This window comes from Lonepinella sp. MS14434, from assembly GCF_042468235.1.
Taxonomy (GTDB): domain Bacteria; phylum Pseudomonadota; class Gammaproteobacteria; order Enterobacterales; family Pasteurellaceae; genus Lonepinella.
The window spans coordinates 989437-1012980 of the sequence record NZ_CP170386.1 but is presented as its reverse complement, the minus strand read 5'-3'; the positions used below and the strand labels follow the sequence as shown (position 1 = coordinate 1012980).

The 23544-nt window shown below is 35.1% G+C and carries 22 protein-coding genes and 1 pseudogene; 20 read left to right on the top strand and 3 right to left on the bottom strand.

Annotation, left to right across the window (positions count from 1 at the left end; translation table 11 throughout):
• The 13 genes from O1Q79_RS04915 to rfbC all read left to right on the top strand — a co-directional run bounded on the left by O1Q79_RS04915 (window position 1) and on the right by rfbC (window position 12947).
• Complete coding sequence (locus tag O1Q79_RS04915) at window positions 1-999, top strand: glycosyltransferase family 2 protein (protein WP_386693256.1); 999 nt, start codon at window positions 1-3, stop codon at window positions 997-999.
• Between the two features lie 11 nt (window positions 1000-1010).
• On the top strand, window positions 1011-2030 hold the full coding sequence (locus O1Q79_RS04910; protein WP_386693255.1) for a hypothetical protein: 1020 nt from the start codon (window positions 1011-1013) through the stop codon (window positions 2028-2030).
• A gap of 152 nt (window positions 2031-2182) precedes the next feature.
• Entirely contained in the window at window positions 2183-3184 is a 1002-nt protein-coding gene (locus O1Q79_RS04905) for an EpsG family protein (protein ID WP_386693253.1), read from the top strand.
• Between the two features lie 52 nt (window positions 3185-3236).
• Window positions 3237-4235: a glycosyltransferase family 4 protein gene (locus O1Q79_RS04900; RefSeq protein WP_386693252.1), complete on the top strand. Its 999-nt coding sequence runs from the start codon at window positions 3237-3239 to the stop codon at window positions 4233-4235.
• A 13-nt stretch (window positions 4236-4248) separates the two neighbouring features.
• Window positions 4249-5064 carry a glycosyltransferase gene (locus O1Q79_RS04895; protein WP_386693251.1) on the top strand — a complete coding sequence of 272 codons (816 nt, stop codon included), beginning with the start codon at window positions 4249-4251 and terminating at the stop codon, window positions 5062-5064.
• 5 nt (window positions 5065-5069) lie between these two features.
• Window positions 5070-5987, top strand: a complete 918-nt coding sequence (locus O1Q79_RS04890) for an NAD-dependent epimerase/dehydratase family protein (protein WP_386693250.1) — start codon at window positions 5070-5072, stop codon at window positions 5985-5987.
• 23 nt (window positions 5988-6010) lie between these two features.
• Complete coding sequence (locus tag O1Q79_RS04885; RefSeq protein WP_386693249.1) at window positions 6011-7006, top strand: virulence RhuM family protein; 996 nt, start codon at window positions 6011-6013, stop codon at window positions 7004-7006.
• A 51-nt stretch (window positions 7007-7057) separates the two neighbouring features.
• Window positions 7058-7606, top strand: a complete 549-nt coding sequence (locus O1Q79_RS04880; protein ID WP_386693248.1) for a sugar transferase — start codon at window positions 7058-7060, stop codon at window positions 7604-7606.
• Between the two features lie 11 nt (window positions 7607-7617).
• Entirely contained in the window at window positions 7618-9504 is a 1887-nt protein-coding gene (locus tag O1Q79_RS04875) for a polysaccharide biosynthesis protein (protein WP_386693247.1), read from the top strand.
• 51 nt (window positions 9505-9555) lie between these two features.
• The gene (rfbB, locus tag O1Q79_RS04870; protein WP_386693246.1) at window positions 9556-10641 is read left to right on the top strand and encodes a dTDP-glucose 4,6-dehydratase; all 1086 of its coding nucleotides are present in this window, start codon (window positions 9556-9558) and stop codon (window positions 10639-10641) included.
• 1 nt (window position 10642) lies between these two features.
• Complete coding sequence (gene rfbA / locus O1Q79_RS04865) at window positions 10643-11521, top strand: glucose-1-phosphate thymidylyltransferase RfbA (protein WP_386693245.1); 879 nt, start codon at window positions 10643-10645, stop codon at window positions 11519-11521.
• Window positions 11521-12396 carry a dTDP-4-dehydrorhamnose reductase gene (gene rfbD / locus O1Q79_RS04860; RefSeq protein ID WP_386693244.1) on the top strand — a complete coding sequence of 292 codons (876 nt, stop codon included), beginning with the start codon at window positions 11521-11523 and terminating at the stop codon, window positions 12394-12396. The genes rfbA and rfbD overlap by 1 nt, the downstream gene beginning before the upstream one ends.
• A gap of 11 nt (window positions 12397-12407) precedes the next feature.
• Window positions 12408-12947, top strand: coding sequence for a dTDP-4-dehydrorhamnose 3,5-epimerase (rfbC, locus tag O1Q79_RS04855; protein ID WP_386693243.1), 540 nt, complete (start codon window positions 12408-12410; stop codon window positions 12945-12947).
• 95 nt (window positions 12948-13042) lie between these two features.
• On the opposite strand, the gene lysC is transcribed toward rfbC, so the two are convergent.
• Window positions 13043-14404, bottom strand: coding sequence for a lysine-sensitive aspartokinase 3 (lysC, locus tag O1Q79_RS04850; protein ID WP_386693241.1), 1362 nt, complete (start codon window positions 14402-14404; stop codon window positions 13043-13045).
• A gap of 187 nt (window positions 14405-14591) precedes the next feature.
• On the opposite strand from lysC, the gene proQ reads away from it, so the two are divergent.
• The 6 genes and pseudogenes from proQ (at window position 14592) to O1Q79_RS04820 (ending at window position 21834) form a co-directional block, all read left to right on the top strand.
• Entirely contained in the window at window positions 14592-15308 is a 717-nt protein-coding gene (gene proQ, locus O1Q79_RS04845; RefSeq protein ID WP_386693240.1) for an RNA chaperone ProQ, read from the top strand.
• Between the two features lie 107 nt (window positions 15309-15415).
• Window positions 15416-17494 (top strand): carboxy terminal-processing peptidase, encoded by a 2079-nt coding sequence (prc, locus tag O1Q79_RS04840; protein WP_386693239.1) that lies wholly within the window; start codon window positions 15416-15418, stop codon window positions 17492-17494.
• A gap of 83 nt (window positions 17495-17577) precedes the next feature.
• On the top strand, window positions 17578-19044 hold the full coding sequence (locus O1Q79_RS04835; protein WP_386693238.1) for a L,D-transpeptidase family protein: 1467 nt from the start codon (window positions 17578-17580) through the stop codon (window positions 19042-19044).
• A gap of 95 nt (window positions 19045-19139) precedes the next feature.
• A complete protein-coding gene (locus tag O1Q79_RS04830) occupies window positions 19140-19700 on the top strand; it encodes a DUF882 domain-containing protein (protein WP_386693237.1) in 561 nt (186 codons plus the stop codon).
• A gap of 88 nt (window positions 19701-19788) precedes the next feature.
• Window positions 19789-21125 (top strand): annotated as a pseudogene (locus tag O1Q79_RS04825) (IS3 family transposase).
• A 79-nt stretch (window positions 21126-21204) separates the two neighbouring features.
• A complete protein-coding gene (locus tag O1Q79_RS04820; RefSeq protein ID WP_386693236.1) occupies window positions 21205-21834 on the top strand; it encodes an MBL fold metallo-hydrolase in 630 nt (209 codons plus the stop codon).
• 45 nt (window positions 21835-21879) lie between these two features.
• Here the strand turns inward: O1Q79_RS04820 and O1Q79_RS04815 are convergent, their stop codons facing one another.
• Both O1Q79_RS04815 and erpA read right to left on the bottom strand, forming a co-directional pair.
• Entirely contained in the window at window positions 21880-22245 is a 366-nt protein-coding gene (locus O1Q79_RS04815; protein ID WP_386693235.1) for a YacL family protein, read from the bottom strand.
• A gap of 17 nt (window positions 22246-22262) precedes the next feature.
• On the bottom strand, window positions 22263-22604 hold the full coding sequence (gene erpA, locus O1Q79_RS04810) for an iron-sulfur cluster insertion protein ErpA (protein ID WP_386685673.1): 342 nt from the start codon (window positions 22602-22604) through the stop codon (window positions 22263-22265).
• A gap of 136 nt (window positions 22605-22740) precedes the next feature.
• On the opposite strand from erpA, the gene map reads away from it, so the two are divergent.
• Window positions 22741-23544: a type I methionyl aminopeptidase gene (gene map / locus O1Q79_RS04805; protein WP_386693234.1), complete on the top strand. Its 804-nt coding sequence runs from the start codon at window positions 22741-22743 to the stop codon at window positions 23542-23544.

The window sequence follows — 23544 nt, the reverse complement described above, 5'->3', positions numbered from 1 at the left end:
ATGCAAAAATTACTAACTATTGTAGTACCTACCTACAACACAGAACAATATTTACCACGCTGTTTAGATTCGTTAATTCTTGATGAAAGTTTAATGAATAAAGTGGAAGTTTTAGTGGTTATTGATGGTAGCCCTGATAATTCTTATGCTGTAGCTAAGAAATATGAAGAGAAACACCCCCAAACCTTTAAAGTAGTAAATAAAGAAAATGGTGGTCATGGTTCTACTATCAATAAAGGTTTGGAGTTAGCAACAGGTAAATACTTTAAGGTATTAGATTCTGATGACTGGTTTGATTCTGATGTTTATCAGAGTTTTCTTTTTAAATTAGATAGCTTAGATGTTGATATTGTGCTTACAGATTATGTAAAAGAGTATATTTTTGAAGGTAGAAAAGAAGTTTTATCTTTATCAAATCAAACAAAAGATACTATAATTGAATTGAAAAATATTGATACCACACATCATGTTGATAATTTATTTTCTATGGCAAGAATGACCTATAAAACGGAAGTTTTAAGAACATCAAGGCTATCTTTACCTGAAAAAACATTCTATGTAGATACAATTTATGCAATGACTCCTTTGTTTTTTTCTCATAATGTTATTTATTTAGGGCTAGAACTTTATAGGTATTTTATTGGGAGGGAAGAACAGAGTATGACATTGAATAATCAAATAAAAAACAGATTGCATATAAAAAAAGTGTTTATACATATATCAGATAAATTTATTGAAAATGATTCTAATCTGAGTGGAAATATTAAGTCATATACTATTAATTTTTTAACTCAAATGAGTTCCTTTGGGTATATATTACCTATTTATTTAAGTTCTTCTGAAGGCTATCGAGAATCTAAAGAATGGCATATAAAAATGAAAGCGTATTCTTTTTTAAAGAGCACAAAAGTCAGTATGTTGTATAATTTTCTACCATATTGGGCATTTTCATCCTTATTAAAACTAAGAGAAAAAGTTAAAAGCCTTGTTAAATACTAGGAGAAAGTAAAGTGAAAAAAATTGTCAAGTTTTTATTACCATCTCAAGCATTAAATGATGCTACAGAGTATTATTGTAATTTGATAGAGAGAGCATTTGATATTGATAAATACGATATTTGCCGAACTGGAAATACTAAAGATATTTCGTCTAAGGATATTCTTGTAAATATAAGATCTAGAGACTTATATCTCGTTAGGAATAAACCAAAGAAAATAATAAGTTGGTTTCAAGGAGTTTATTCAGAAGAATATGAGCTTTTATATGGAAAAGGAATAAGAAGTTTCCTTGTCGGAAAAGTGTTAAATTATTTTGATAAAAAAGCTTTAAAGCGTTCAGATCTTTTTTTATTTGTATCTGAAAGAATGCTCAAATATTATGAACAGAAGTATAAAATTTGTCTGCAAGATAAATCGGTAATCATTCCTTGTTATAATCAAAGTTTAGATAGAAAATTGATTAATAAGGAAAGATACCAATCTCTCAAATTTGTGTATGCTGGAGGACTTTTTGCTTGGCAATGTATTGATGATACATTGAGGATTTTTCAAGAAATATATCATATGAATAATAGTGCTGAGCTAACCATCTTAACGGCAGATAAAGATAAGGCAGAAACTTTAATCTCTAAGTATGGGGTAGAAAATACCACAACGAAGTATGTTTCATTGAATGAGTTGCCTGAAGAATTGGCAAAATATAAATATGCTTTTTTGATAAGAGAAAATCATATTGTAAATAATGTCAGTACGCCAACTAAAATGAATTCTTATTTAGCTGCAGGGCTTTTACCGATTTATACAAATGTGATAGATGATTTTGAAGAGAATATTGAGTTGGGAGAATTTGGAATAAAAATATCGACTCCTATTAATATTAAATCATGTGCGGAGTTAATTATAGAGCATCACAAGAAAGAGATAGATACTGATAAATTATATCAGTGTTTTTTAGATCATTTTGAATCGTATTATAATGATGAAAAGCATTTGAAGATTTTATCTGGGAAACTCAAGAAACTTGGAATATGAGTTATTTTCTAGATGATGGAATATAAATGTTTATCTCTTGAATTTACAATATAACATAACAATTTTTACTATTACAACACAGCAAAATTTAGTTACTTATGAAAATTATAGTTAGACCTAGTTATTGGATATTATCATTGATAATACTTATCATGGCTATTATTGTGGGAAATAGGGGAGGGACTAGAGACACTGACGTGTATTATGGTGTTTATAGTAATATATTAAATTATAGCCTATTTTCTCCTACTGAATTTTATACTCAAACTAATATGGAAATTGGTTTTGGATGGTATAGCTATTTTATTCATTTTTTTTCAGATAATAGTCCAGTATTATTATTTTTAGTATTTTCATTATTGATATTTTATGTAACATTTAAGGTGGCAATAAAACATAAATTAGAGCTTTGGATTTTCTTATTAATTTATTTGTCATCAATGTATTTTTTATCGTTACAGTTCATGATTATTAGGCAAGGTGTATCTATCCCATTGGCATTATGGGCGATTATTATGCTTTCTGAAAATAGACATTTAAAGTTTTTAATCATTTCCTTTTTGGCTATTATATTTCATCAATTGGCAATTCCAGCCTTACTAGCTGGCTGTTTTTTCTTATGGATTCATGGGGTTGTTCAAAAATGGGGCATTAAACTAACAACTATAAAGTTTCTATATTTTATTGTTCTTATTTTTTCCTTCTTGATGGCTAAATATGTGTTGATAGATCTATTATTAAATCTATCAAGTAGAGTAGAGTTATATTCTAATAGCGAGTATTCTGAAAGTGTCGGATTATTTAGATTGCCAAATATAAGATCATTGCTTGTTTTTTTATTTATTCTTGTATTTTTAAATAATACACTTTGTAAAAATAAAATATTTTTTATATTTCTATCTATTTACACTGTCGGAGTGGGATTGAAATTTGGATTTGCTGACTTTAGTATTTTAAGTGGAAGATTCTCTGTGGCGATGACATTCACAGAGATTTATTTGTTACAGCCAGTGTTTAAACGATTTGGGAATGTTGGCTATCTTTTTTTATTATTGTATGTAATTATTCAGGCAATAGTAACTTATCACTTCCAATTTCCGTATGTAATGGAAGATTATTTTAACCCTTTAATGAAGACGATACCTAATGAATAAAATTAGAATTTGCTATGTCGTTTCCAAAATTTATAATTGCGGACCGATTAATATGTTATTAAATTTAACTAGAAACATGGATTATGACAAATTTAATTTTAAAATTCTCTCATTAAGTAGTATTGATACTGACCAAGAGATTGTATCTAAGTTTAATCACTATTGTAATTCAGAAGTAATATACTTTGATAAAGTTATAGACAAAGAACAATTTTTTCTTGAATTTAGAGATACTGTAGATATATTTCATTCTCATGGATTCTCGGCAGATAGATTTGTATTTGGTTTAAATGGTGATTTCAAAAAAATAACCACTTTGCATAGCACAATATTTAAAGACTATCAAGTTTATGGTCGGGTAAAAGGTTTTTTAGGAAGTATTATGCATCTTTGCATGTTAAACAGAAAAAGATTTGATAAAGTGATTGGGTGCTCTGAATCCGTATATAATGGGTTAAAAAAATATCTTAGGAATGTTGATTTTACATATATTAATAATGGGGTAGAACAATCTCAATATTATCCTATTACACAAGAAGATAAGTTAAAACTAAGAATCAATTTAGGGTTACCTATAGATAAGAGAATATTTTGTTTTTCTGGGAACTTAATAAGAAGAAAAAGAGTTCCAGAGCTTATTTCTCTGTTTTTATCTTTGAAATTACCTAACTCAATTTTGATTATTGTAGGTGATGGTGATGAGTTAGATAGATGTAAGACGCTATCTAATAAAAGCATAAAATTAATAGGTAGAGTAAAAAATGTTAAAGAATATTATCAATCTTCTGACTTTATTGTTTCTAATTCAAGTGCGGAAGGTTATCCTATGAGCATATTAGAAGGGGTGTCATGTGGGTGCTACGCATTACTTTCTGATATTCCATCTCATAGAGAGTTTTTAAATTTGAATCCCAAAGCAGGAACTTTACTTACAGATATATCAGATGATATTTTAAATAAAACGTCAGAGTTTAGTTCTTATGAACTTTCAGCAAAAAAAATGGCTGAAGAATACTCTAGTATCTATTTATTAAGTTTAGATAAAGGTTAACGAGCATTATAATATGATCACTACATGTATAGTTTTATATAAAAATGATAAAAATGAGCTATTAAAAGCTATAAATAGTTTATTAAACTCTAAGCTAAATGAAGCATTTACACTTTATCTTATTGATAACTCACCAACAGATGAATTAAAAGATATTGTGCAAAGCGAAAATGTAGTTTATATTTCAAACCCCACCAATCCTGGTTTTGGGGCTGCACATAATATAGCCATTCAAAAATCTATTGAAAGTAATGCAAAATATCATTTTGTAGTAAATCCTGATGTATATTTTAAACCGCATGTTATGCAAACAATGATTGATTATATGAACGCGAATAAATTTGTTGGCATGATGATGCCACAGATTTTAAATTCGGATGGCTCTATTCAAAATTTGCCTAAATTATTACCATCTCCTTATTCCGTATTGATGCGTAAATTAAAAAAACCTAAATTTATTTATGATAAATTTATTGAGAGATATGAACTACGCAATATTGATAAAACAATGATATATAATGCACCAATTTTATCAGGCTGTTTTACTTTATTTAGAATAGACGCTTTAAAAGAAATCGGGTTTTATGATGATCGTTTCTTTATGTATTTTGAAGATTGGGATCTTTCAAGACGTGTGCATCAAAAATATAAAACCATTTATTTCCCTAAGGTCTCAGTACATCATGGTTATGAATCAGGTGCAAATAAAAGTAAAAGACTATTTAAAATTTTTGTTAATTCAGCAAAAGTCTATTTTAATAAATGGGGCTGGATTTTTGATAAGGAAAGAGTCTTAATCAATAGAAAAACATTAGAGCAATTTAAGTGAAAAATATGATTATCCAAATTACAGGTGCTTCAGGTTTTGTTGGTCAAAACTTAACGCAATATTTTGCAAAAAGTCCTTATAAAATCACCGCACTTTCGTTACGTAGTGAGAACTGTAAGAAAGATCTAGACCAAGATGCGGATGCCATTATTCATTTGGCTGGTAAAGCACACGATACAAAAAACACCAGTGATGAATCTGAGTATTTCAAGGTTAATCGAGATCTGACCATCGCATTATTTGAACAATTTTTGCAATCCAATATTCGAGATTTCTTTTATTTTAGTTCTGTAAAAGCGGTAGCTGATATGGCGGATAATGTGGTAGATGAAAACATAACACCTAATCCATTAACCGCTTATGGTAAATCTAAGTTTGAAGCTGAACAGTTTTTATTAAGCCAAACTTTGCCTACTGGAAAACGTTTGTTTATCATTCGTCCTTGTATGATTCACGGTGCAGGCAATAAAGGTAATCTCAATTTATTATATAAAGTGGTTGAAAAAGGCATTCCTTGGCCTTTGGCAAGTTTTCATAATCAACGCTCTTTTCTAAGCATTGATAATCTGAATTTTTTGATTGAGCAGATGTTATTGAAAGATAATTTAGCATCGGGAGTTTATCATTTTGCAGATGATGAGACTTTATCCACTAATGAGTTGATTATATTAATGTCTGAAACATTGGGTAAAAAAACAAAATTGTGGTCAATTCCTGCTGGGCTAATTAAACTGTCTGCTAAAATCGGTGATGTTTTACATTTACCACTTAATTCTGAACGTTTGAAAAAATTAACCGAAAGTTATGTAGTGAGTAATCAAAAAATCAAACAAGCCTTAGGCATTGAAAAACTTCCCATTACGGCAAAGCAAGGGTTGGAAAAAACGATTTGGAGTTTTAAAGCTCGTGGCACTGAAAGTTAGTCGATGATTATAATAGGTGAAAAATGAACGATTTAATCATCTATAATACTGATGATGGCAAGAGTAATGTGGCTTTGTTGGTGCGTGAAAATCAAGTGTGGCTGACTCAAAATCAGTTAGCCGAACTTTTTGACACCTCTGTGCAAAATATATCCAAGCATATCAACAATCTATTGCAGGACAATGAGTTAGATGCAAATTCAGTTATCAACTATTATTTGATAACTGCCGAAGATGGCAAGCAATATCAAACTCAACATTATTCACTGGATATGATTTTAGCGATCGGCTTTCGTGTTCGCAGTAAACGTGGTGTGCAGTTTCGCCGTTGGTCAAATACGGTGTTGCGTAGCTATTTAGAAAAAGGCTTTTTGGTTGACAGTGAACGCTTAAAAAATCCACAAGGTAGAGAGGATTATTTTGATGAACTGCTAGAGCAAATCCGTGAAATTCGGGCAAGTGAACTGCGGTTTTATCAAAAAATTCGTGAATTATTTAGCTTGTCTAGCGATTACGATAAAACCGATAAAGCGACACAAATGTTTTTTGCTCAAACACAAAATAAATTGATTTATGCGGTAACGCACAAAACCGCAGCCGAGTTAATTTGCGAGCGTGCAAATGCAGAATTGCCAAATATGGGTTTAACGTCTTGGAAAGGAAAAGTTGTGCGTAAAGGCGATATTATTACGGCTAAAAATTACCTTAATCAAGATGAATTAGATAGTTTAAATCGTTTGGTGATGATTTTTCTTGAAAGTGCTGAGTTTAGAGTGAAAAATAATCAGGATTTAACCTTGTCCTTTTGGCAAAAAAATGTTGATCAGTTATTGGAATTTAATGGCTTAAGGGTATTAGATCATTTAGGTCATCGTACACATCAACAAATGGAAGAGTTTACGGCTGAACAATATGCTATTTTTCATCAAAAACGTCAATTATTAACACAACAACAAGCGGATGATGAAGATTTAAAAATCTTATCCGAAGCCGAAAACCAAATTAAACAAAGAAATTAAATACACTATATACAATTTAAAAATGACATCTAATTTAAAAGGTTCACACAAATGACACGACTTTTTGACTTCTTATTTTCCTTTTTAGGTTTGATTTGCCTATCCCCAGTTATGCTTATTTTATATATTATTGGCTTGTTTGACACAGGCTCACCTATTTTTGCACAAGAGCGAGTAGGCAAAAACAAAAAGCCATTTACGCTATATAAATTTCGCACGATGCACAAAAACACGGCATCGGTGGCTTCGCATTTGGCAAGTACATCTTCCATTACTAAATTTGGATCATTTTTACGCCGTTCTAAATTAGATGAGTTACCGCAATTGCTCAATGTACTTTTGGGTGATATGAGTTTAGTCGGTCCCCGCCCGAATTTATTTAATCAGGAAGAGTTAATTAAAGAACGTGAAAGCCGAGGCGTGTATTTAGTTCGTCCCGGAATTACAGGACTCGCACAAATCAATGAAATTGATATGTCCACCCCGGAATTATTAGCCAAAACCGATGCGGAAATGATTAACACCTTAACCGTAAAAAAATATTTTGAATATATTTTTGCCACTGTTTCAGGCAAAGGTTCTGGTGATAGAGTAAAATAGGATTAAGACCAATGTTTCATTATTTAATTAATTTACCGAGAATGGTAAAAAGAACAATTACACTACTGATGGATGTAGTGTTAATTGGTATTGCCTATTTTGGTTCTTTAGGATTAAGATATGATAATAGTAATTCTCTGTATGAACATAAGCACTGGTTAGTTTTAACTTTTGTTATTTTTATTACCTTATTTGTGTTTATTAAATTAGGTCTGTATCGAGCAGTTTTACGTTTTATCACAATTAAAATCTTAAATACCGTACTTATTGGTGTTGCTATTTCGGTTGTGGCTGTTTTACTTGGGGCTTACCTTATTCAAGTAACCATTCCGAGAACAGTGCCATTTATTTATTTTCTCATTCTTGTTCTATTGGTTGTGGGTTCTCGATTATTTTTTAGAACCATTTTGAATATTGAGCGTGATTCTCGTGTTGCTGTTATTATTTACGGGGCAGGTGATTCTGGCCGTCAATTATTAACCGCTTTGAATCAAATGAATGGTTATTTTGTCGCTGCATTTGTGGATGATAATCATAGATTACATAAACTGATATTACACGGTATCAAGGTTTATTCACCGAATGATATTGCTAAATTAGTAGAAAGACATAATGTAAAACAAATTTTATTGGCGATTCCTAGTGTTCCAATGGCACGCCGTAAGGAAATTATTGATAATCTAACTAGATTACCTTGCGAGGTATTATCTATTCCGGGAATGGAAGATTTGGTTACAGGTAAAGCGAAGTTGTCCACCCTAAATAAAGTCTCTATTGATGATTTATTAGGGCGAGATCCTGTTAAACCGATTAACGATTTATTAAAAGCCAATATTGTTGATAAGAATGTAATGGTAACAGGGGCGGGTGGTTCTATTGGCTCAGAGTTATGTCGCCAAATTATCAATCAGAAACCGAAAAAATTGGTATTATTTGAGCTAAATGAATTTAGTTTATATGCTATTGAAGGCGAACTTCGAGAAGTGATTAAACGTAATCAGCTTGATATTCAATTGATTCCGATTTTAGGTACGATCCAAAATAAAACTCATTTGACGAACGTAATGTCCACGTTTCAAATCAATACGCTTTATCACGCAGCCGCTTATAAGCACGTTCCTTTGGTTGAATATAATATGATTGAAGGCGTAAAAAATAATATTTTCGGTACGTTAAATTGTGCGCTATCTGCAATTGAAACAGGGGTTGAAAGTTTTATTTTGATTTCAACGGATAAAGCGGTTCGTCCAACAAATGTAATGGGAACAACCAAACGTATTGCAGAACTTATTTTACAAGCTCAATCCAGAGCCCAATCAAAAACACGTTTTTGCATGGTGAGGTTTGGTAATGTACTCGGTTCTTCGGGGTCGGTTGTGCCATTATTTAGAAAACAAATTGAGCAAGGAGGCCCGATTACTTTAACGCACCCTGAAATTACCCGTTATTTTATGACGATTCCTGAAGCCTCGCAGTTAGTTATTCAGGCCGGAGCAATGGGTATTGGTGGTGATGTGTTTGTGTTAGATATGGGTGAATCAGTGAAAATCATTGATTTAGCCAAACGTATGATTACCTTGATGGGTATGCAAGAAAAATCAGTGGAAAATCCAAGTGGTATTGAGATCAAAATCACAGGTTTACGACCTGGTGAGAAACTTTATGAAGAATTGTTAATTGGCGATAATGTTTCAAAAAGTTCTCATCCGAGAATTATGACAGCACAAGAGATAATGTTAGATTGGAATGAGTTGAGCATATTATTAAATGAGTTGAACAATGCTTGTACGAATGCGGATGTGCAATTAGTGAGAGAATTATTATTGAAATTCCCAGCAAGTTTTAATCCTGTTGATGGGATTTGTGATTTGGTGTGGCAGGAGAAAAGTTCTCATTAATAAATTGTACAATACGATAATATTAGAATGAATTTTAAAGGTAAAAAATAAATGAAAATACTACTCACAGGTGGCGCTGGCTTTATCGGCTCAGCAGTGGTTCGCCATATAATTAACCACACAGGCGACAGTGTTATTAACGTCGATAAACTAACCTACGCTGGTAATCTTAATTCTATTAAATCTGTGGCAAACAATCCACGTTATGCCTTTGAGCAAGTGGATATTTGCGATAAAGTGGCGATTGAGCAGGTGTTTGCCGAGCATCAGCCTGATGCGGTTATGCACTTAGCGGCAGAAAGCCACGTTGATCGTTCTATTGATGGTCCTGCAGACTTTATCGAAACGAATATTATCGGCACTTACACCTTGCTGGAAGTCGTTCGCCATTATTACAACGGTTTGTCGGCAGATAAAAAAGCGGCGTTTCGTTTTCATCATATTTCAACTGATGAAGTGTTTGGCGATTTGCACGGCACGGACGATTTATTCACGGAAACTACGCCGTACGCCCCAAGTAGCCCTTATTCGGCATCAAAAGCATCAAGCGATCATCTAGTGCGTGCGTGGTATAGAACCTACGGCTTGCCAGTGGTGTTGACCAACTGTTCTAATAATTATGGACCTTTCCATTTCCCTGAAAAACTTATTCCACTCGTAATTTTAAATGCTATTCACGGCAAATCGTTGCCGATTTATGGCAAAGGTGATCAAATTCGTGATTGGCTGTTTGTGGAAGATCATGCTCGTGCTTTGCATTTGGTATTGAGTAAAGGCGTGATTGGAGAAAGTTACAATATCGGTGGACACAACGAGAAAACTAACTTGACCGTGGTAGAAACCATTTGTGATATTTTAGATAGCCTAAAAGGCAGTGAAAAACTCGCTAAATTTACACCGCACTTTGAGCAAATTAACTCATTCCATGAGCTGATTACCTTTGTGCAAGATCGTCCCGGACACGATAAACGTTATGCCATTGACGCCACAAAAATGAAGCAAAAACTCGGTTGGACACCGCTTGAAACCTTTGAAACAGGGTTACGCAAAACGGTAGAATGGTATTTAGATAATCAGGGCTGGTGGCAAGCCATTCAAGATGGTAGTTACAATCAACGCTTAGGATTGGGGGAGTAAAATGAAAGGCATTATTTTAGCTGGCGGTTCTGGAACTCGCCTTTATCCGATTACCCGTGGTGTATCCAAGCAGCTTTTGCCAGTGTATGACAAGCCGATGATTTATTATCCGCTTTCAGTGTTAATGTTGGCAGATATTAGAGATATATTGATTATCACTACGCCTGAAGATAAAGACAGTTTTAAACGCTTGCTCGGCGATGGTTCCGATTTTGGCATTTCACTGAAATATGCGGTGCAACCAAGTCCAGATGGATTGGCTCAGGCATTTTTGATTGGAGAAGACTTTATTGGCAATGATAATGTTTGTTTAGTGTTGGGTGATAATATTTTCTACGGTCAGCATTTTACTGCCGCCTTGCAAGATGCTACGCATTTTGTCGAAAATAAAGGCGCAACAGTATTTGGCTACCAAGTTAAAGATCCAGAACGTTTCGGCGTGGTGGAATTTGATGAAAATTTCAAAGCACTGTCTATTGAAGAAAAACCACTTAAACCAAAATCTGATTGGGCAGTAACAGGATTGTATTTTTACGATAATCGTGTGGTTGAATTTGCTAAACAAGTTAAGCCGTCTGCACGTGGTGAGTTAGAAATTACCACGCTTAATGAAATGTATCTCAAAGATGGTACGCTTAATGTGCAATTGCTAGGGCGTGGTTTCGCATGGTTGGATACGGGGACACACGAAAGTTTGCACGATGCAGCAGCTTTTGTACGAACTATTGAAAATATTCAAAATGTACAGGTTGCATGTTTGGAAGAAATTGCATGGCGAAATGGTTGGCTTACAAATGAACAACTTGAAACTTTAGCTAGACCAATGGCGAAAAATGAATATGGTCAGTATTTACTGCGTTTAGTAAAAGGTGGTGAATAATGATGAAGTTTCTGATTACAGGTTGTAAAGGGCAAGTAGGTTTCCAACTCTTAAAACAGCTTTCAGGTAAAGCTGACGTGTTGGCGTTAGATCGTGATGAATTGGATATTACAGATAAAAAAGCGGTTTTTCAAACTGTGAGTGAATGGCAACCCGATGTGATTGTTAACGCTGCCGCACACACAGCAGTCGATCGTGCTGAAAGTGAGCCAGAATTAGCCCACGCTATTAACTGCGTTGGGGCAGAAAATTTAGCATTGGCAGCAAATGCAATCAATGCCGTAATTTTACATATTTCTACCGATTATGTATTTGACGGCACAAAATCTGAACCCTATATAGAAACCGATAGTGTCAATCCGCAGTCGGTTTATGGTAAAACCAAATTAGACGGTGAAATTGCGGTTGCAAACGCTAACCCACGCCATATTATTTTGCGTACCGCTTGGGTATTTGGTGAACATGGCAATAATTTTGTCAAAACGATGTTACGCTTGGCACAAAGTCGCGATGAACTTGGTATTGTTGCTGATCAATTTGGAGCACCAACTTACGCAGGTGATATTGCCAAGGCGTTAATTCGTATTGCCTTTACAATTTTGGAAGGTTCAAAAGCCTGTGGTGTGTATCATTTCAGCGGTTCGCCTTATGTGAATTGGGCGGAATTTGCGAAAGAAATTTTTGCTCAGGCAACTTTACAAAATCTCATTAAAAAAGCACCGCACATTAACACCATTAGCACCGCCGACTATCCAACACCCGCTAAACGTCCTGCTAATTCTCGTTTAGATTTAAGTAAAATTAAGGCAACGTTTGGCATTGATCCGAGTGATTGGAGAAAAGCGTTAAATAATATTCAGGCGTATGTAGCATAAGGATGAAAAAGATGAACATTATCGAAACAGGAATCCCTGATGTAAAATTACTTGAACCACAAGTTTTTGGCGATGAGCGTGGTTTTTTTATGGAGACATTCCGTGATGAATGGTTTAAACAACATGTTGCTAATCGTACTTTTGTACAAGAAAATCATTCCAAATCGGTGAAAGGCGTGTTGCGAGGTTTACATTATCAAACCGAAAATACGCAAGGTAAATTAGTCCGAGTCGTGCAAGGTGAGGTGCTTGATGTGGCAGTAGATTTACGTCAAAATTCACCAACTTTTGGCAAATGGGTCGCAGAGATTTTATCTGCTCAAAACAAACGCCAACTTTGGATACCCGAAGGCTTTGCACATGGTTTTTATGTGTTGAGTGATAGCGCAGAATTTGTGTATAAATGTACTGATTATTACAATCCAAAAGCGGAACATTCGTTGATTTGGAATGATCCAACAGTAGGGATCGATTGGCAGCTGCAAGGCGAACCGAGTTTGTCAGCGAAAGATTTAGCCGGGAAAGTGTTGTCGGACGCAGTATTATTTTAACAAAAGTGCAATCGATTTTAATTAATTTTAGATATTTTCAAGGGAATATTAGACGTTGCTCAAGTCAACGTCTAATATTAATTTAAATAATAAAACTATTCAGATAATTCAAACAATTCTTTATGTAATGCTCGTACTACATCATCTGCTTGGTGGCTAGGTACTAATGTACAAATATTATTGGTACTCGCACCATAGCTAATCATACGTATATTATATTTCTCTAAAGCGGTAAAAACACGTTTGGCTACGCCGGAAGCGACGTGTAAGTCGTTACCGATAAGAGCGACGAGAGACAAACCAGTATCAACTTTCACGGTACAAACTTCGCTTAGTTCAGTCAATAATTCATTAGAAAGTAGATCTGCACCAGATGATGCTGACCCTGTTTTGTCAAGAGTGAGCGCAACGCTTACTTCGGATGTTGTGATGGTATCCACCGAAATTTTGTGTCTAGCTAAAATACCGAAGACATTTGCTAAGAATCCCTGGGCATGTAACATGCTAAGGCTTGAAAGGGTTAATAAGGTTTGATCACGACGTAATGCAATGGCTCGGAAAGTGGGGCGTGGTTGCGGATCACGAGTCACCCAAGTACCACCATCTTGCGGTGCTTTACTTGAACCTACATACACAGGGATATTGCTACGTACAGCGGGAAGCAGTGTCGCCGGATGTAATACTTTCGCGCCGAATGTTGCCATTTCTGCGGCTTCCGCAAAACTCATGGTATCAATGCGTTGAGCATTTGGCACAATACGCGGATCGGTGGTGTAAATACCCGCTACATCTGTCCAAATTAACACATCTTTCGCATCTAACACTTCCGCAATTAAAGCAGCAGAATAGTCTGATCCACCACGACCTAGGGTTGTGGTTTTACCTTCTGGATCACGTCCAATAAAGCCTTGAGTAATCACTAATTCACCACGATCAATTAATGGTTTTAGCACATTGTCACTATTTTTTCGGGTTAAATCATCATCCGGTGAGGCTTTGCCAAAATGACTATTGGTTGCTACTACTGAACGTACATCGACCCATGTAGATTGAGCATTTAATTCACGTAGTATTTCTATGAAAATACGTGTTGACATCATTTCACCGTGGCTGATTAATTCATCGGTTAAGGCCGCAGAAGTGGCTAGGCTAGCGGCTTCTGATAATGAGTCAATGTTATTTAATAAACGTTCAATTTCAGGTCGGACGAGAGAATCATTTTTTAATTCAGTTAAGATATTTTCTTGAATTTGACGGACTTCACTGACTAATTTTTCTCGTTGAGTGCTATCCACACCATTAGCTAGAGTGACTAATAAGTTGGTAACACCAGCGGAAGCAGATAAAACCACTACTCGGGTGTTAGGATCCGCAATAACAATATTGGCACAAGCCACCATTGCAGAATAATTTGCTACACTCGTTCCACCGAATTTGGCAATAGATAAATGTGACATAAGATGTTCTCCAAAATAAATTAAATATGAATGTGATAGAAATATCGGTTTAGTCAAATATTGTCAATATTTTTATTTAAAATAATCTTCAAAATGCAATCATCCTTGAAATTTATCCATAAATGATTGCGTATATTCCTTAAAGTGCGGTAAAATATGGAATATTTTTTATTCTAAGATTTGATATATGACAACAGAACAAACAACTAATGCTCAACAATTTGTTGAAGTAAATACAGAGCAAGTTAAACAACAAGATAATAAAGCGAATGCGGAAGTCACAAGACCTTCAAATAAAGAAATTATTGCGTATTTGGCAGAAAAATTCCCCCTTTGTTTTAGTGTGGAAGGTGAAGCAAAACCACTCAAAATTGGTTTATTCCAAGACCTAGTAGATGCACTAGTGGATGATGAAAATGTGAGTAAGACACAATTACGTCATGCGTTACGTCAATATACATCAAATTGGCGTTATTTACATGGATGTCGTTTAGGGGCGGAGCGTGTAGATTTACAAGGTAATCCAGCCGGCGTATTAGAACAACAACATGCGGAACATGCTCAACAACAGTTAGCCGAGGCGAAAGCGAAGTTGGCGGAAAGACGTGCAGCTGAGAAAGTGGCAACAAAAGAAAAAATGAAACAACGCCCAGTACGTAAGCCGCAGCAGAATAAGCCAAATAATAAATTGAATAAAAAGCCAGCCATTTTACGTCCGCATGAAACCAAATCACCATTAACGGCAGTTTCTCTTGATTCTTTACAACAGGGCAGCCAAGTTAAGGTAAAAGTGGGTGATAAGACAAAAAGTGCGGTAATTTTAGAAGTTGTTAAAGGTGCAGTGCGCGTTCAATTGGATAATGGTTTAGTCATGAACATGACTGCTGAGCGTTTATTTGTATAATAATATTTTAATGCCGTAGTGATCGTTAAGTTAAAATGTGAATTACGGCGTTTATACATCTATAGGATGCCTAGACGATGTTTTTGTTTTGTTAGGAAAGTCAAAAAATGAAATTTATCAGAGCTAATTATGTTTCAATTTTACTGGCAACTGCGTTTTTTTCAGGAGTAGTGAGTGCGGTTGCTCCAAGTATCAAATTAAGTGAAGTTAAAATCCCCCAATCAACCGAAGAAAATTCATTAGCAACCAAACGTGTTACTACACGTTTGACGCAATCACATTATCGTAAATTTCAATTGGATGATACATTTTCACAAAAGATTTTTAATCGCTATGTAGATCTATTGGATTATAGCCATAATCTATTTATTCAGTCGGATATTGATGAATTACGTGAAAAATATGCAAATCAATTAGATGATGAATTAAATGAAGGTAAATTAGATATTGCTTTTGCAATGTATGAATTGATGACATTACGCCGTTATGAGCGTTATGCTTATGCCTTATCTTTGTTAGATAAAGAACCCAATTTAACCACTAACGATCAAATTGAAATCGATCGTAAAAAAGCGGCTTTTGCGAAAACCACAGAAGATGCGAATAAGTTGTGGGAACAACGCGTTAAAAATGACATTATAGATCTTAAATTAAAAGATAAAAAATGGCCTGAAATAAAGAAAACATTAACCAAACGCTATAATTTAGCTATTCGTCGTTTAACCCAAACTAAAGCGGATGATGTTACCCAACTGTATTTGAATGCTTTTGCACGGGAAATTGATCCGCATACTAGCTATTTATCACCACGAGCAGCTAAAAACTTTAATGAAAGCATGAACTTATCATTGGAGGGGATTGGTGCAACCTTACGTCAAGAAGACGATATGACGATTATTCAGTCCCTTGTGCCGGGGGCGCCTGCTGCGGTGAGTAAAAAATTAAAAGCTGGTGATAAGATTATCGGTGTAGGTCAAGCCAAAGGTGAGATTGAGGATGTAGTTGGTTGGCGTTTAGAAGATGTGGTGGACAAGATCAAAGGCAAAAAAGGCAGTAAAGTTCGTTTAGAAATTGAGCCAGGAAAAGGTGGGAAAAATAAAATTATTACGTTAGTGCGTGATAAAGTGCGTATTGAAGATAGTGCTGCCAAATTAACAGTCGAGAAAGTCAATGGTGAAAATGTTGCCGTGATTAAAATTCCAACTTTCTATATCGGTTTAACGGTAGATGTTCGTAAATTGTTAAATGAGATGAAAACTAAAAAAGCCACATCATTAATTATTGATTTACGTGAGAATGGTGGGGGAGCGTTAACAGAAGCGGTTGAATTGAGTGGGTTATTTATTTCTGATGGTCCGGTGGTGCAAATTCGTGATGCTTATAATCGTATTCGAGTACATGAAGATCCTGACAATGCTCAAGTTTATTCAGGTCCTTTATTAGTGATGATTAACCGTTACAGTGCTTCTGCGTCGGAGATTTTTTCCGCAGCAATGCAAGATTATAACCGGGGTATTATTGTGGGTCAAAATACTTTTGGTAAAGGCACCGTCCAACAAAGTCGTTCATTAAATTTTGTGTATGATTTAAACCAGGATCCATTAGGATTTATTCAATATACGATTCAAAAATTCTATCGTATTGATGGCGGAAGTACCCAGTTAAAAGGAGTAGCAGCGGATATTAACTACCCTGAAATTATTGATGTAAAAGAAAATGGCGAAGAAAAAGAAGATAACGCATTGCCATGGGATAAAATTCCCGCAGCGACCTATTCTGAAGTGGGGAATGCTCGTCAAGCAGTAAAAACGTTAAATGAAAAACACTTGCAACGTATTGCTAAAGATCCTGAATTTATAGTGTTAAATGAAGAGTTGAGCATTCGTGATGAACGTCGTGAGCGTAAATTCTTATCATTAAATTATGCAGTACGTAAAGCGGAACATGATAAAGATGACGCAAGACGGTTAAAAGATCTGAATGCAAGATTTGCTAGAGAAGGCAAGAAAGCATTAAAACATATTGATGATTTACCGAAAGATTATGAGGCTCCTGATTTCTTTTTAAAAGAAACAGAGAAAATGGCAGCAGATTTAGTGAAATTTAATGCAGAAATGGCAACTGAAGAAACGGCTGGAACTGTTCAAGGTGATTCTCAATCAGTTGAAGATAAGATACAAAAGTAAATAATTTTTTACCGCAGTTTACCTTAAATTAGGCTTGTAAATGGGTAAAGTGCGGTGTATTTTGATTAAGTTTAAGGATTTTAATGAAAGCAAAAGCGCAGCGATTTAAGTTTGCACCATTAGTAATTTTAATTTCTGGTTTATGTACAAGTTGTACGGTGTCAAATTATTTTGATTCTGATACGAGTGTGCAGAAAGAAAGTATCAATGTGGAACAGGCGAATCAGCAAATTGCAGAAGCGAAAGCTGTTGAACAAGCTCATCTTGAATTAGAAAAACAGCAACAGGCAGAAGCAAAAATAGTGGAATTAATGGGAAATCAACCTATACAATTTCATTCCACTTTAGCGAAGATTTATGCAGCTAGAGAATTCTCTCCTATTTGGCAAGATGAAAATGCTAAAAAGAAATTTTTACATGAATATGCGGGCTTAGTCGCTAGTGGGATCTCTATTCGTGCTGCGACTGCCTTGGATGCTATTAGTGTAACGTCGGTAGAAGATATTCAACATGATATTTTAATAACAGATGCTTTTTTAAGCTATATGTATTACACCAAGAAAGTGCCGTCATTAGCACAAAGTTGGTTATATTCGCAAAATAGTTACAAAGCTGATAAACCTGCGGACGAATTAATTGAGTTTTGGTTAACTGCGGTAGAAAATAATCAAAATTTAGATTTTGTGAATATATTGTCTGCAAGTAATCATTTATACCAAGAAACCTTACAACAGATATCAAGCGATCTAGCGAATGGTTATAAAAAATCACATACTGAATTATATAAATTGGCTTTAAATGCACAACGTTTACGGATTATTCCAAGCTTTGATAATGGTATTTTTGTTAATATTCCAAGCTATCAATTAAACTATTATCGTGATGGTAAATTAGTGCTAAATTCTCGAGTTATTGTTGGTAAAGAAACACGTAAAACTCCTGTAATGTATAGCAAATTAAGCAATCTAGTAGTGAATCCGCCTTGGAATGTCCCCAATACTATTTTAACTAAAGATATCGTACCTAAATTAGCGCACGATCCCAGTTATGCTGATCGTGTAAGTTTGGAAATTTTTGATAGTACAGGAAATAAAATTAGTGCTTACAGCGTGAATTGGTCTCAATATGTGAATAGTAAATCTGTACCATTCCGTATTCGTCAAAAGGCGGGCGATGACAGTGCGTTAGGGCGTTTTAAATTTAATATGCCAAGTTCTGATGCGATTTACTTGCATGATACACCTAATCATAGTTTATTTAATAAAACATCAAGAGCGTTAAGTTCTGGCTGTGTACGAGTATCTAAGTCTGATGAATTAGCGAGTGTATTATTAAAAGAAGCGGGTTGGTCGATGGATAAAAAACAGAGAGTTTTAGCCAGTAAGAAAACTACATCTGTGCCGATTCAATCTGATAATCCAGTGTATTTATACTATGTGACAACTTGGGTTGAAAATGGTAAAGTACAGACTTTGCCAGATATTTATGGCTATGATAAACTAAATGCGCCGAGTTACATTAACTGGGATACGGTGCAGAAATATCTTTAAAAAAACATAGGCTAAAAATTTAGCCTATGTTTTTTGAACTAAGTAGAGTAGTATTACTCTAATTGTTATCATTACACAAATATAGAGAACGAAAAATGACAGAAATTAACCATAGTCGCCGCAAGTGGTTATCTCTAGGTGGAATCGTGCTGGGTGCAGTGACCTTATCGCCTAACTCCGTATTAGCGGTCGTTTCCACACCAAAACCACGAATTTTACGTTTAAGAAATATTAATACCGGAGAAACATTTAGCTCTGAATTTGCGGAGGGTAAAGGTTTCTCAAATACCACATTACAGAAATTAAATTGGTTTATGCGTGATTGGCATTTAAACCGTGCTCGCGCAATGGATCCGAAGTTATTTACCAAATTGTATAATATCCAAGGTGGCTTAGGTTTGCGTAATACAGAAATTCAAATTATTTCAGGTTATCGTACGCAAGCGACCAATAATAATTTACGTAAACATTCTCGTGGTGTTGCATCAAATAGTTACCATATTAAAGGTCAGGCGGTAGATTTCCGTATTAACGGTGTACCATTAGCTAAAATTAAAGCCAGTGCAGAACGGTTAAATAATGGTGGTGTCGGTTATTATCCGAGAAGTAACTTTGTTCATGTTGATACCGGCCCAGTGCGTACTTGGCGTGGTTAATCAAAGGAAAATGACGAGAAACAGAACCGCAGGTTTGATCTGCCCCCCAAAAGTTGGACACCAACCACTGATTAAAGGGCAGATTTTTATGACTAAATATCACGCACAATTCAAATTTGAAGTGATTCAGTTCCATCTGAATACTTCTCATTCTTTAACCAAAACAAGTCAGCATTTCCAAATTCCAGTGTCAATCATAAAAGATTGGCTCGCTAAATATACGCATTCAGGCACGTCTGCATTGCATAATCAGTCCACTTGGAAACAATATACTGCAGATGAAAAATTCCATATCATCACGCCTGTATTATCGGGTGAAATGAGCATCCGAGAAGCAGCTTTAAAGGCGAATCTTCCCACTCACAGTGTAGTGGTAAATTGGTTGAAACGTTTTAAAGAACAAGGTATAACAGGACTTGAACCCAAACCTAAAGGACGAAAAGCGATGAAAACATTGATTAAGCCTAAAAAAATGAAAGCGCCACAAACAGAGCTTGAAAAATTACAAGCGGAAAACTATCACTTAAAATTGGAGAATATCTATCTAAAAAAGCTGGCGGAGCTAGAACAAAAAGAGAAAAAGCGAAAATCATCAATGAGTTAAGAGAGTTGGGGGCATTAGATATTTTGCTGGATATTGCCCAACTGGCTCGGAGTACTTTCTACGATAATCTGAACAAGCCAGATAATCCCGATAAGGCTTTAAAAGCAAAAATTAAACGTATTTTTATCAAAAATGAAGGACGTTATGGTTATCGCCGAATCACATTAGCCTTGCGTAAAAAAAGAATTGTCGTCAATCATAAAAAAGTCGCAAAATTGATGAAAGAACTGGGTTTAAAAGGGGAAAGAAAGCCAAAACGTAAATATCAAAGTTATCAAGGAAATATTGGGAAAATCGCCCCAAATCTACTTGAACGCAACTTTACGGCAAGCAAACCCAATGAAAAATGGGGAACGGATATTAGCGAGTTTAAATGCCGTAATGAAAAGCTCTATCTCTCGCCGATTAAGGACTTCTACAATGGTGAAATCATCGCTTATGACCTGAGCCGTAGCCCTAATTGGGCACAAATAGACAGAATGCTAGAGCAAGCCGTTAAAAAACTCAAACCTGAAGATAAGCCTATCTTACATTCAGACCAAGGTTGGCAATATCAACATCTTAGCTATCGTAAACGATTAGAAAAGCATAATATTTTGCAAAGTATGAGCCGAAAAGGTAACTGTATTGATAATGCGGCAACGGAAAGTTTTTTTGGATGATTAAAAGAAGAATGTTATTATGGCAAGCAGTTTGAAAGTATTGAGCAACTGGAGCAAACTATCCACGATTATATTGCTTACTACAATAACGAACGCATCCAAACTAAATTAAAAGGACTAAGCCCTGTGCAATACAGAACTCAGTCCTTAAATACTTAAACTAAACCGTCCAATTTTTGGGGTTCAGATCAGTTTGGCGGTTTTGTTGTTTTTATTCATGCTTATTTAAGGTGGGAAAATGAATATTGAGATTATTCCAGTAACGGTATTTCAACAAAATTGTTCTATTATTTGGAATGACGAGAAAAAAGCCGCTATTATCGATCCGGGTGGAGATGCACTTAAATTAATTAAACGTATTGATGCCTTAGGGTTAGAGCTGCAAGGGATTTTACTGACTCACGGACATTTAGATCACGTTGGTGCGGCAACCAAGTTAAAACAGTATTTTAATGTAGAAATGATGGGATCAAATTCCTTGGATAAGATTTTATTTGCCGCTTTACCACAACAATCTCGTCAATTTGGTGTGTTTGAAATTGATGCTTTTGAACCCGATCATTGGTTAGATAAAGAGGGTGAAATTTTAAATATTGCAGGATTTGAATTTGAGATCCTACATTTACCCGGTCATGCTCCGGGACACATTGGTTTTATTGAGCATAATGAAGGTATTGCGTTCACGGGTGATGTGTTGTTTAAGCGAGGTATTGGACGGACCGATTTGCTCGGTGGGAATCACACGGATTTAATTAATTCTATTAAGCAAAAAATGTATCAATTACCAGATGATATGGTTGTTCTACCCGGACATGGATCACATACTACGATTGGGCAGGAGAAATTGAATAATCCCTTTGTGAAATAATATTACTCTATTGGTAAAAACATGCTTAACCTAGTACCTATGGTATTAGGTTACAAACTCCAGATAAGATTTTAAAAATTGCTCAAAATCTTCTAACCCTAGAAACGCTACACTTTCTTCATCATAATAATGAAAATCCTGTTCTAGCTCTTTATCGTCATTATTCATAGATAAATTATTAGCTCGGATCATTACTTCATCTGCATTAATGAACAAACTATATTCTTTGCCTAAAATTTGACTTTCTTGTTCAGGTGTAAATGATTTGGCTTGTTGGACGTGTAGAAGTGCGGTGGAAATTAATTGAGAATGATGAGGGACTTCCATATTAAACCAGTTTGCCACCGCAAAATGTTCCATTGAACATTTTGCGATCACATTGCCTTGATAATAAGTAAATTGGAAATCCATGGATTTAAAAAAGATGATTAGATACTAAATGACGAGCCACAACCACAAGTGCTTGATGCGTTAGGATTTTGTACTACAAAACGAGAACCTTCTAAGCCTTCAATATAATCAATCGTACCACCGATTAAATATTGTAAACTCATTGGATCTACCACTAATTGTACACCTGAATTTTCTACGGTGAGATCGCCATCATTGACTTTCTCATCAAAGGTAAAGCCATATTGGAAACCACTACAACCGCCACCTGTAATATATACACGTAATTTTAGTGCTAAATTTTCTTCATCGGTAATCAATGCCTTGACTTTGTTTGCCGCCGCATCGGTAAAATTAATTGGTACTGAAATATCTGACATCACACTTTCCCACAATAAAAATTTTTTGCCATTATCTAATAACCGACTAATTCATTCAAGGATATTTTTATTTCAATCAGGTTTAGTGCTATTATATAAACGATATTTTGGTATTTTTTAGATAAAGAGAGATAAAATGGCTATTCCATTAAGAACAGAACAAGAAATTGTAAAATTACGTGAAGCCTGTAAATTAGCTGCTGATATTTTAGTGATGATTGAGCCACATATTAAAGCTGGGGTGAGTACGGGTGAATTAGATCGTATTTGCCATGATTATATGATTAATGTCCAAAAAGTTATTCCCGCTTGTTTGAATTATCACGGATTCCCAAAAGCTACCTGTATTTCACTCAATGAAGTGGTTTGTCATGGTATTCCAAGTGATGACAAAATTCTGAAAAATGGTGATATTTTAAATATCGATGTGACAGTGATTAAAGACGGTTATTATGGTGATAATTCCAAAATGTATATTGTGGGTGAAACTAATATTCGTAGCCATAAGTTAGTGGAGGCGGCTCAAGAAGCCTTATATGTCGGTTTACGTGTGGTTAAACCGGGCATTCGTTTAAAAGAAATTGGACGTGCAGTGCAAAAATATACCGAGTCACAAACTTTTAGCGTGGTGCGTGAATATTGTGGTCACGGTATTGGTGATCAATTCCATAGTGAACCACAAGTGTTACATTATTATGCCGATGATGGCGGAGTGGTATTACAAAAGGGCATGGTATTTACGATTGAGCCAATGATTAACGCGGGCAAAAAAGAAGTGCGTTTAATGGGCGATGGCTGGACCGTAAAAACCAAAGATCGCAGTCATTCAGCACAATATGAACATCAAATTGTGGTGACAGAAAATGGTTGTGAAGTGATGACCATTCGTGAAGAAGAAGAAAAAGCCGGTCGCATTTCCCGGATTATGGTGAATCAATAA

Bases quoted from the DNA above. Each gene is read 5' to 3' on its own strand.
- O1Q79_RS04915 (WP_386693256.1), top strand. From the start codon at position 1: ATGCAAAAATTACTAACTATTGTAGTACCTACCTACAACACAGAACAA.
- O1Q79_RS04905 (WP_386693253.1), top strand. From the start codon at position 2,183: ATGGCTATTATTGTGGGAAATAGGGGAGGGACTAGAGACACTGACGTG.
- O1Q79_RS04900 (WP_386693252.1), top strand. From the start codon at position 3,237: ATGTTATTAAATTTAACTAGAAACATGGATTATGACAAATTTAATTTT.
- O1Q79_RS04895 (WP_386693251.1), top strand. From the start codon at position 4,249: ATGATCACTACATGTATAGTTTTATATAAAAATGATAAAAATGAGCTA.
- O1Q79_RS04890 (WP_386693250.1), top strand. From the start codon at position 5,070: ATGATTATCCAAATTACAGGTGCTTCAGGTTTTGTTGGTCAAAACTTA.
- O1Q79_RS04885 (WP_386693249.1), top strand. From the start codon at position 6,011: ATGAACGATTTAATCATCTATAATACTGATGATGGCAAGAGTAATGTG.
- O1Q79_RS04880 (WP_386693248.1), top strand. From the start codon at position 7,058: ATGACACGACTTTTTGACTTCTTATTTTCCTTTTTAGGTTTGATTTGC.
- O1Q79_RS04875 (WP_386693247.1), top strand. From the start codon at position 7,618: ATGTTTCATTATTTAATTAATTTACCGAGAATGGTAAAAAGAACAATT.
- rfbB (WP_386693246.1), top strand. From the start codon at position 9,556: ATGAAAATACTACTCACAGGTGGCGCTGGCTTTATCGGCTCAGCAGTG.
- rfbA (WP_386693245.1), top strand. From the start codon at position 10,643: ATGAAAGGCATTATTTTAGCTGGCGGTTCTGGAACTCGCCTTTATCCG.
- rfbD (WP_386693244.1), top strand. From the start codon at position 11,521: ATGATGAAGTTTCTGATTACAGGTTGTAAAGGGCAAGTAGGTTTCCAA.
- rfbC (WP_386693243.1), top strand. From the start codon at position 12,408: ATGAACATTATCGAAACAGGAATCCCTGATGTAAAATTACTTGAACCA.
- lysC (WP_386693241.1), bottom strand. From the start codon at position 14,404: ATGTCACATTTATCTATTGCCAAATTCGGTGGAACGAGTGTAGCAAAT.
- proQ (WP_386693240.1), top strand. From the start codon at position 14,592: ATGACAACAGAACAAACAACTAATGCTCAACAATTTGTTGAAGTAAAT.
- prc (WP_386693239.1), top strand. From the start codon at position 15,416: ATGAAATTTATCAGAGCTAATTATGTTTCAATTTTACTGGCAACTGCG.
- O1Q79_RS04835 (WP_386693238.1), top strand. From the start codon at position 17,578: ATGAAAGCAAAAGCGCAGCGATTTAAGTTTGCACCATTAGTAATTTTA.
- O1Q79_RS04830 (WP_386693237.1), top strand. From the start codon at position 19,140: ATGACAGAAATTAACCATAGTCGCCGCAAGTGGTTATCTCTAGGTGGA.
- O1Q79_RS04820 (WP_386693236.1), top strand. From the start codon at position 21,205: ATGAATATTGAGATTATTCCAGTAACGGTATTTCAACAAAATTGTTCT.
- O1Q79_RS04815 (WP_386693235.1), bottom strand. From the start codon at position 22,245: ATGGATTTCCAATTTACTTATTATCAAGGCAATGTGATCGCAAAATGT.
- erpA (WP_386685673.1), bottom strand. From the start codon at position 22,604: ATGTCAGATATTTCAGTACCAATTAATTTTACCGATGCGGCGGCAAAC.
- map (WP_386693234.1), top strand. From the start codon at position 22,741: ATGGCTATTCCATTAAGAACAGAACAAGAAATTGTAAAATTACGTGAA.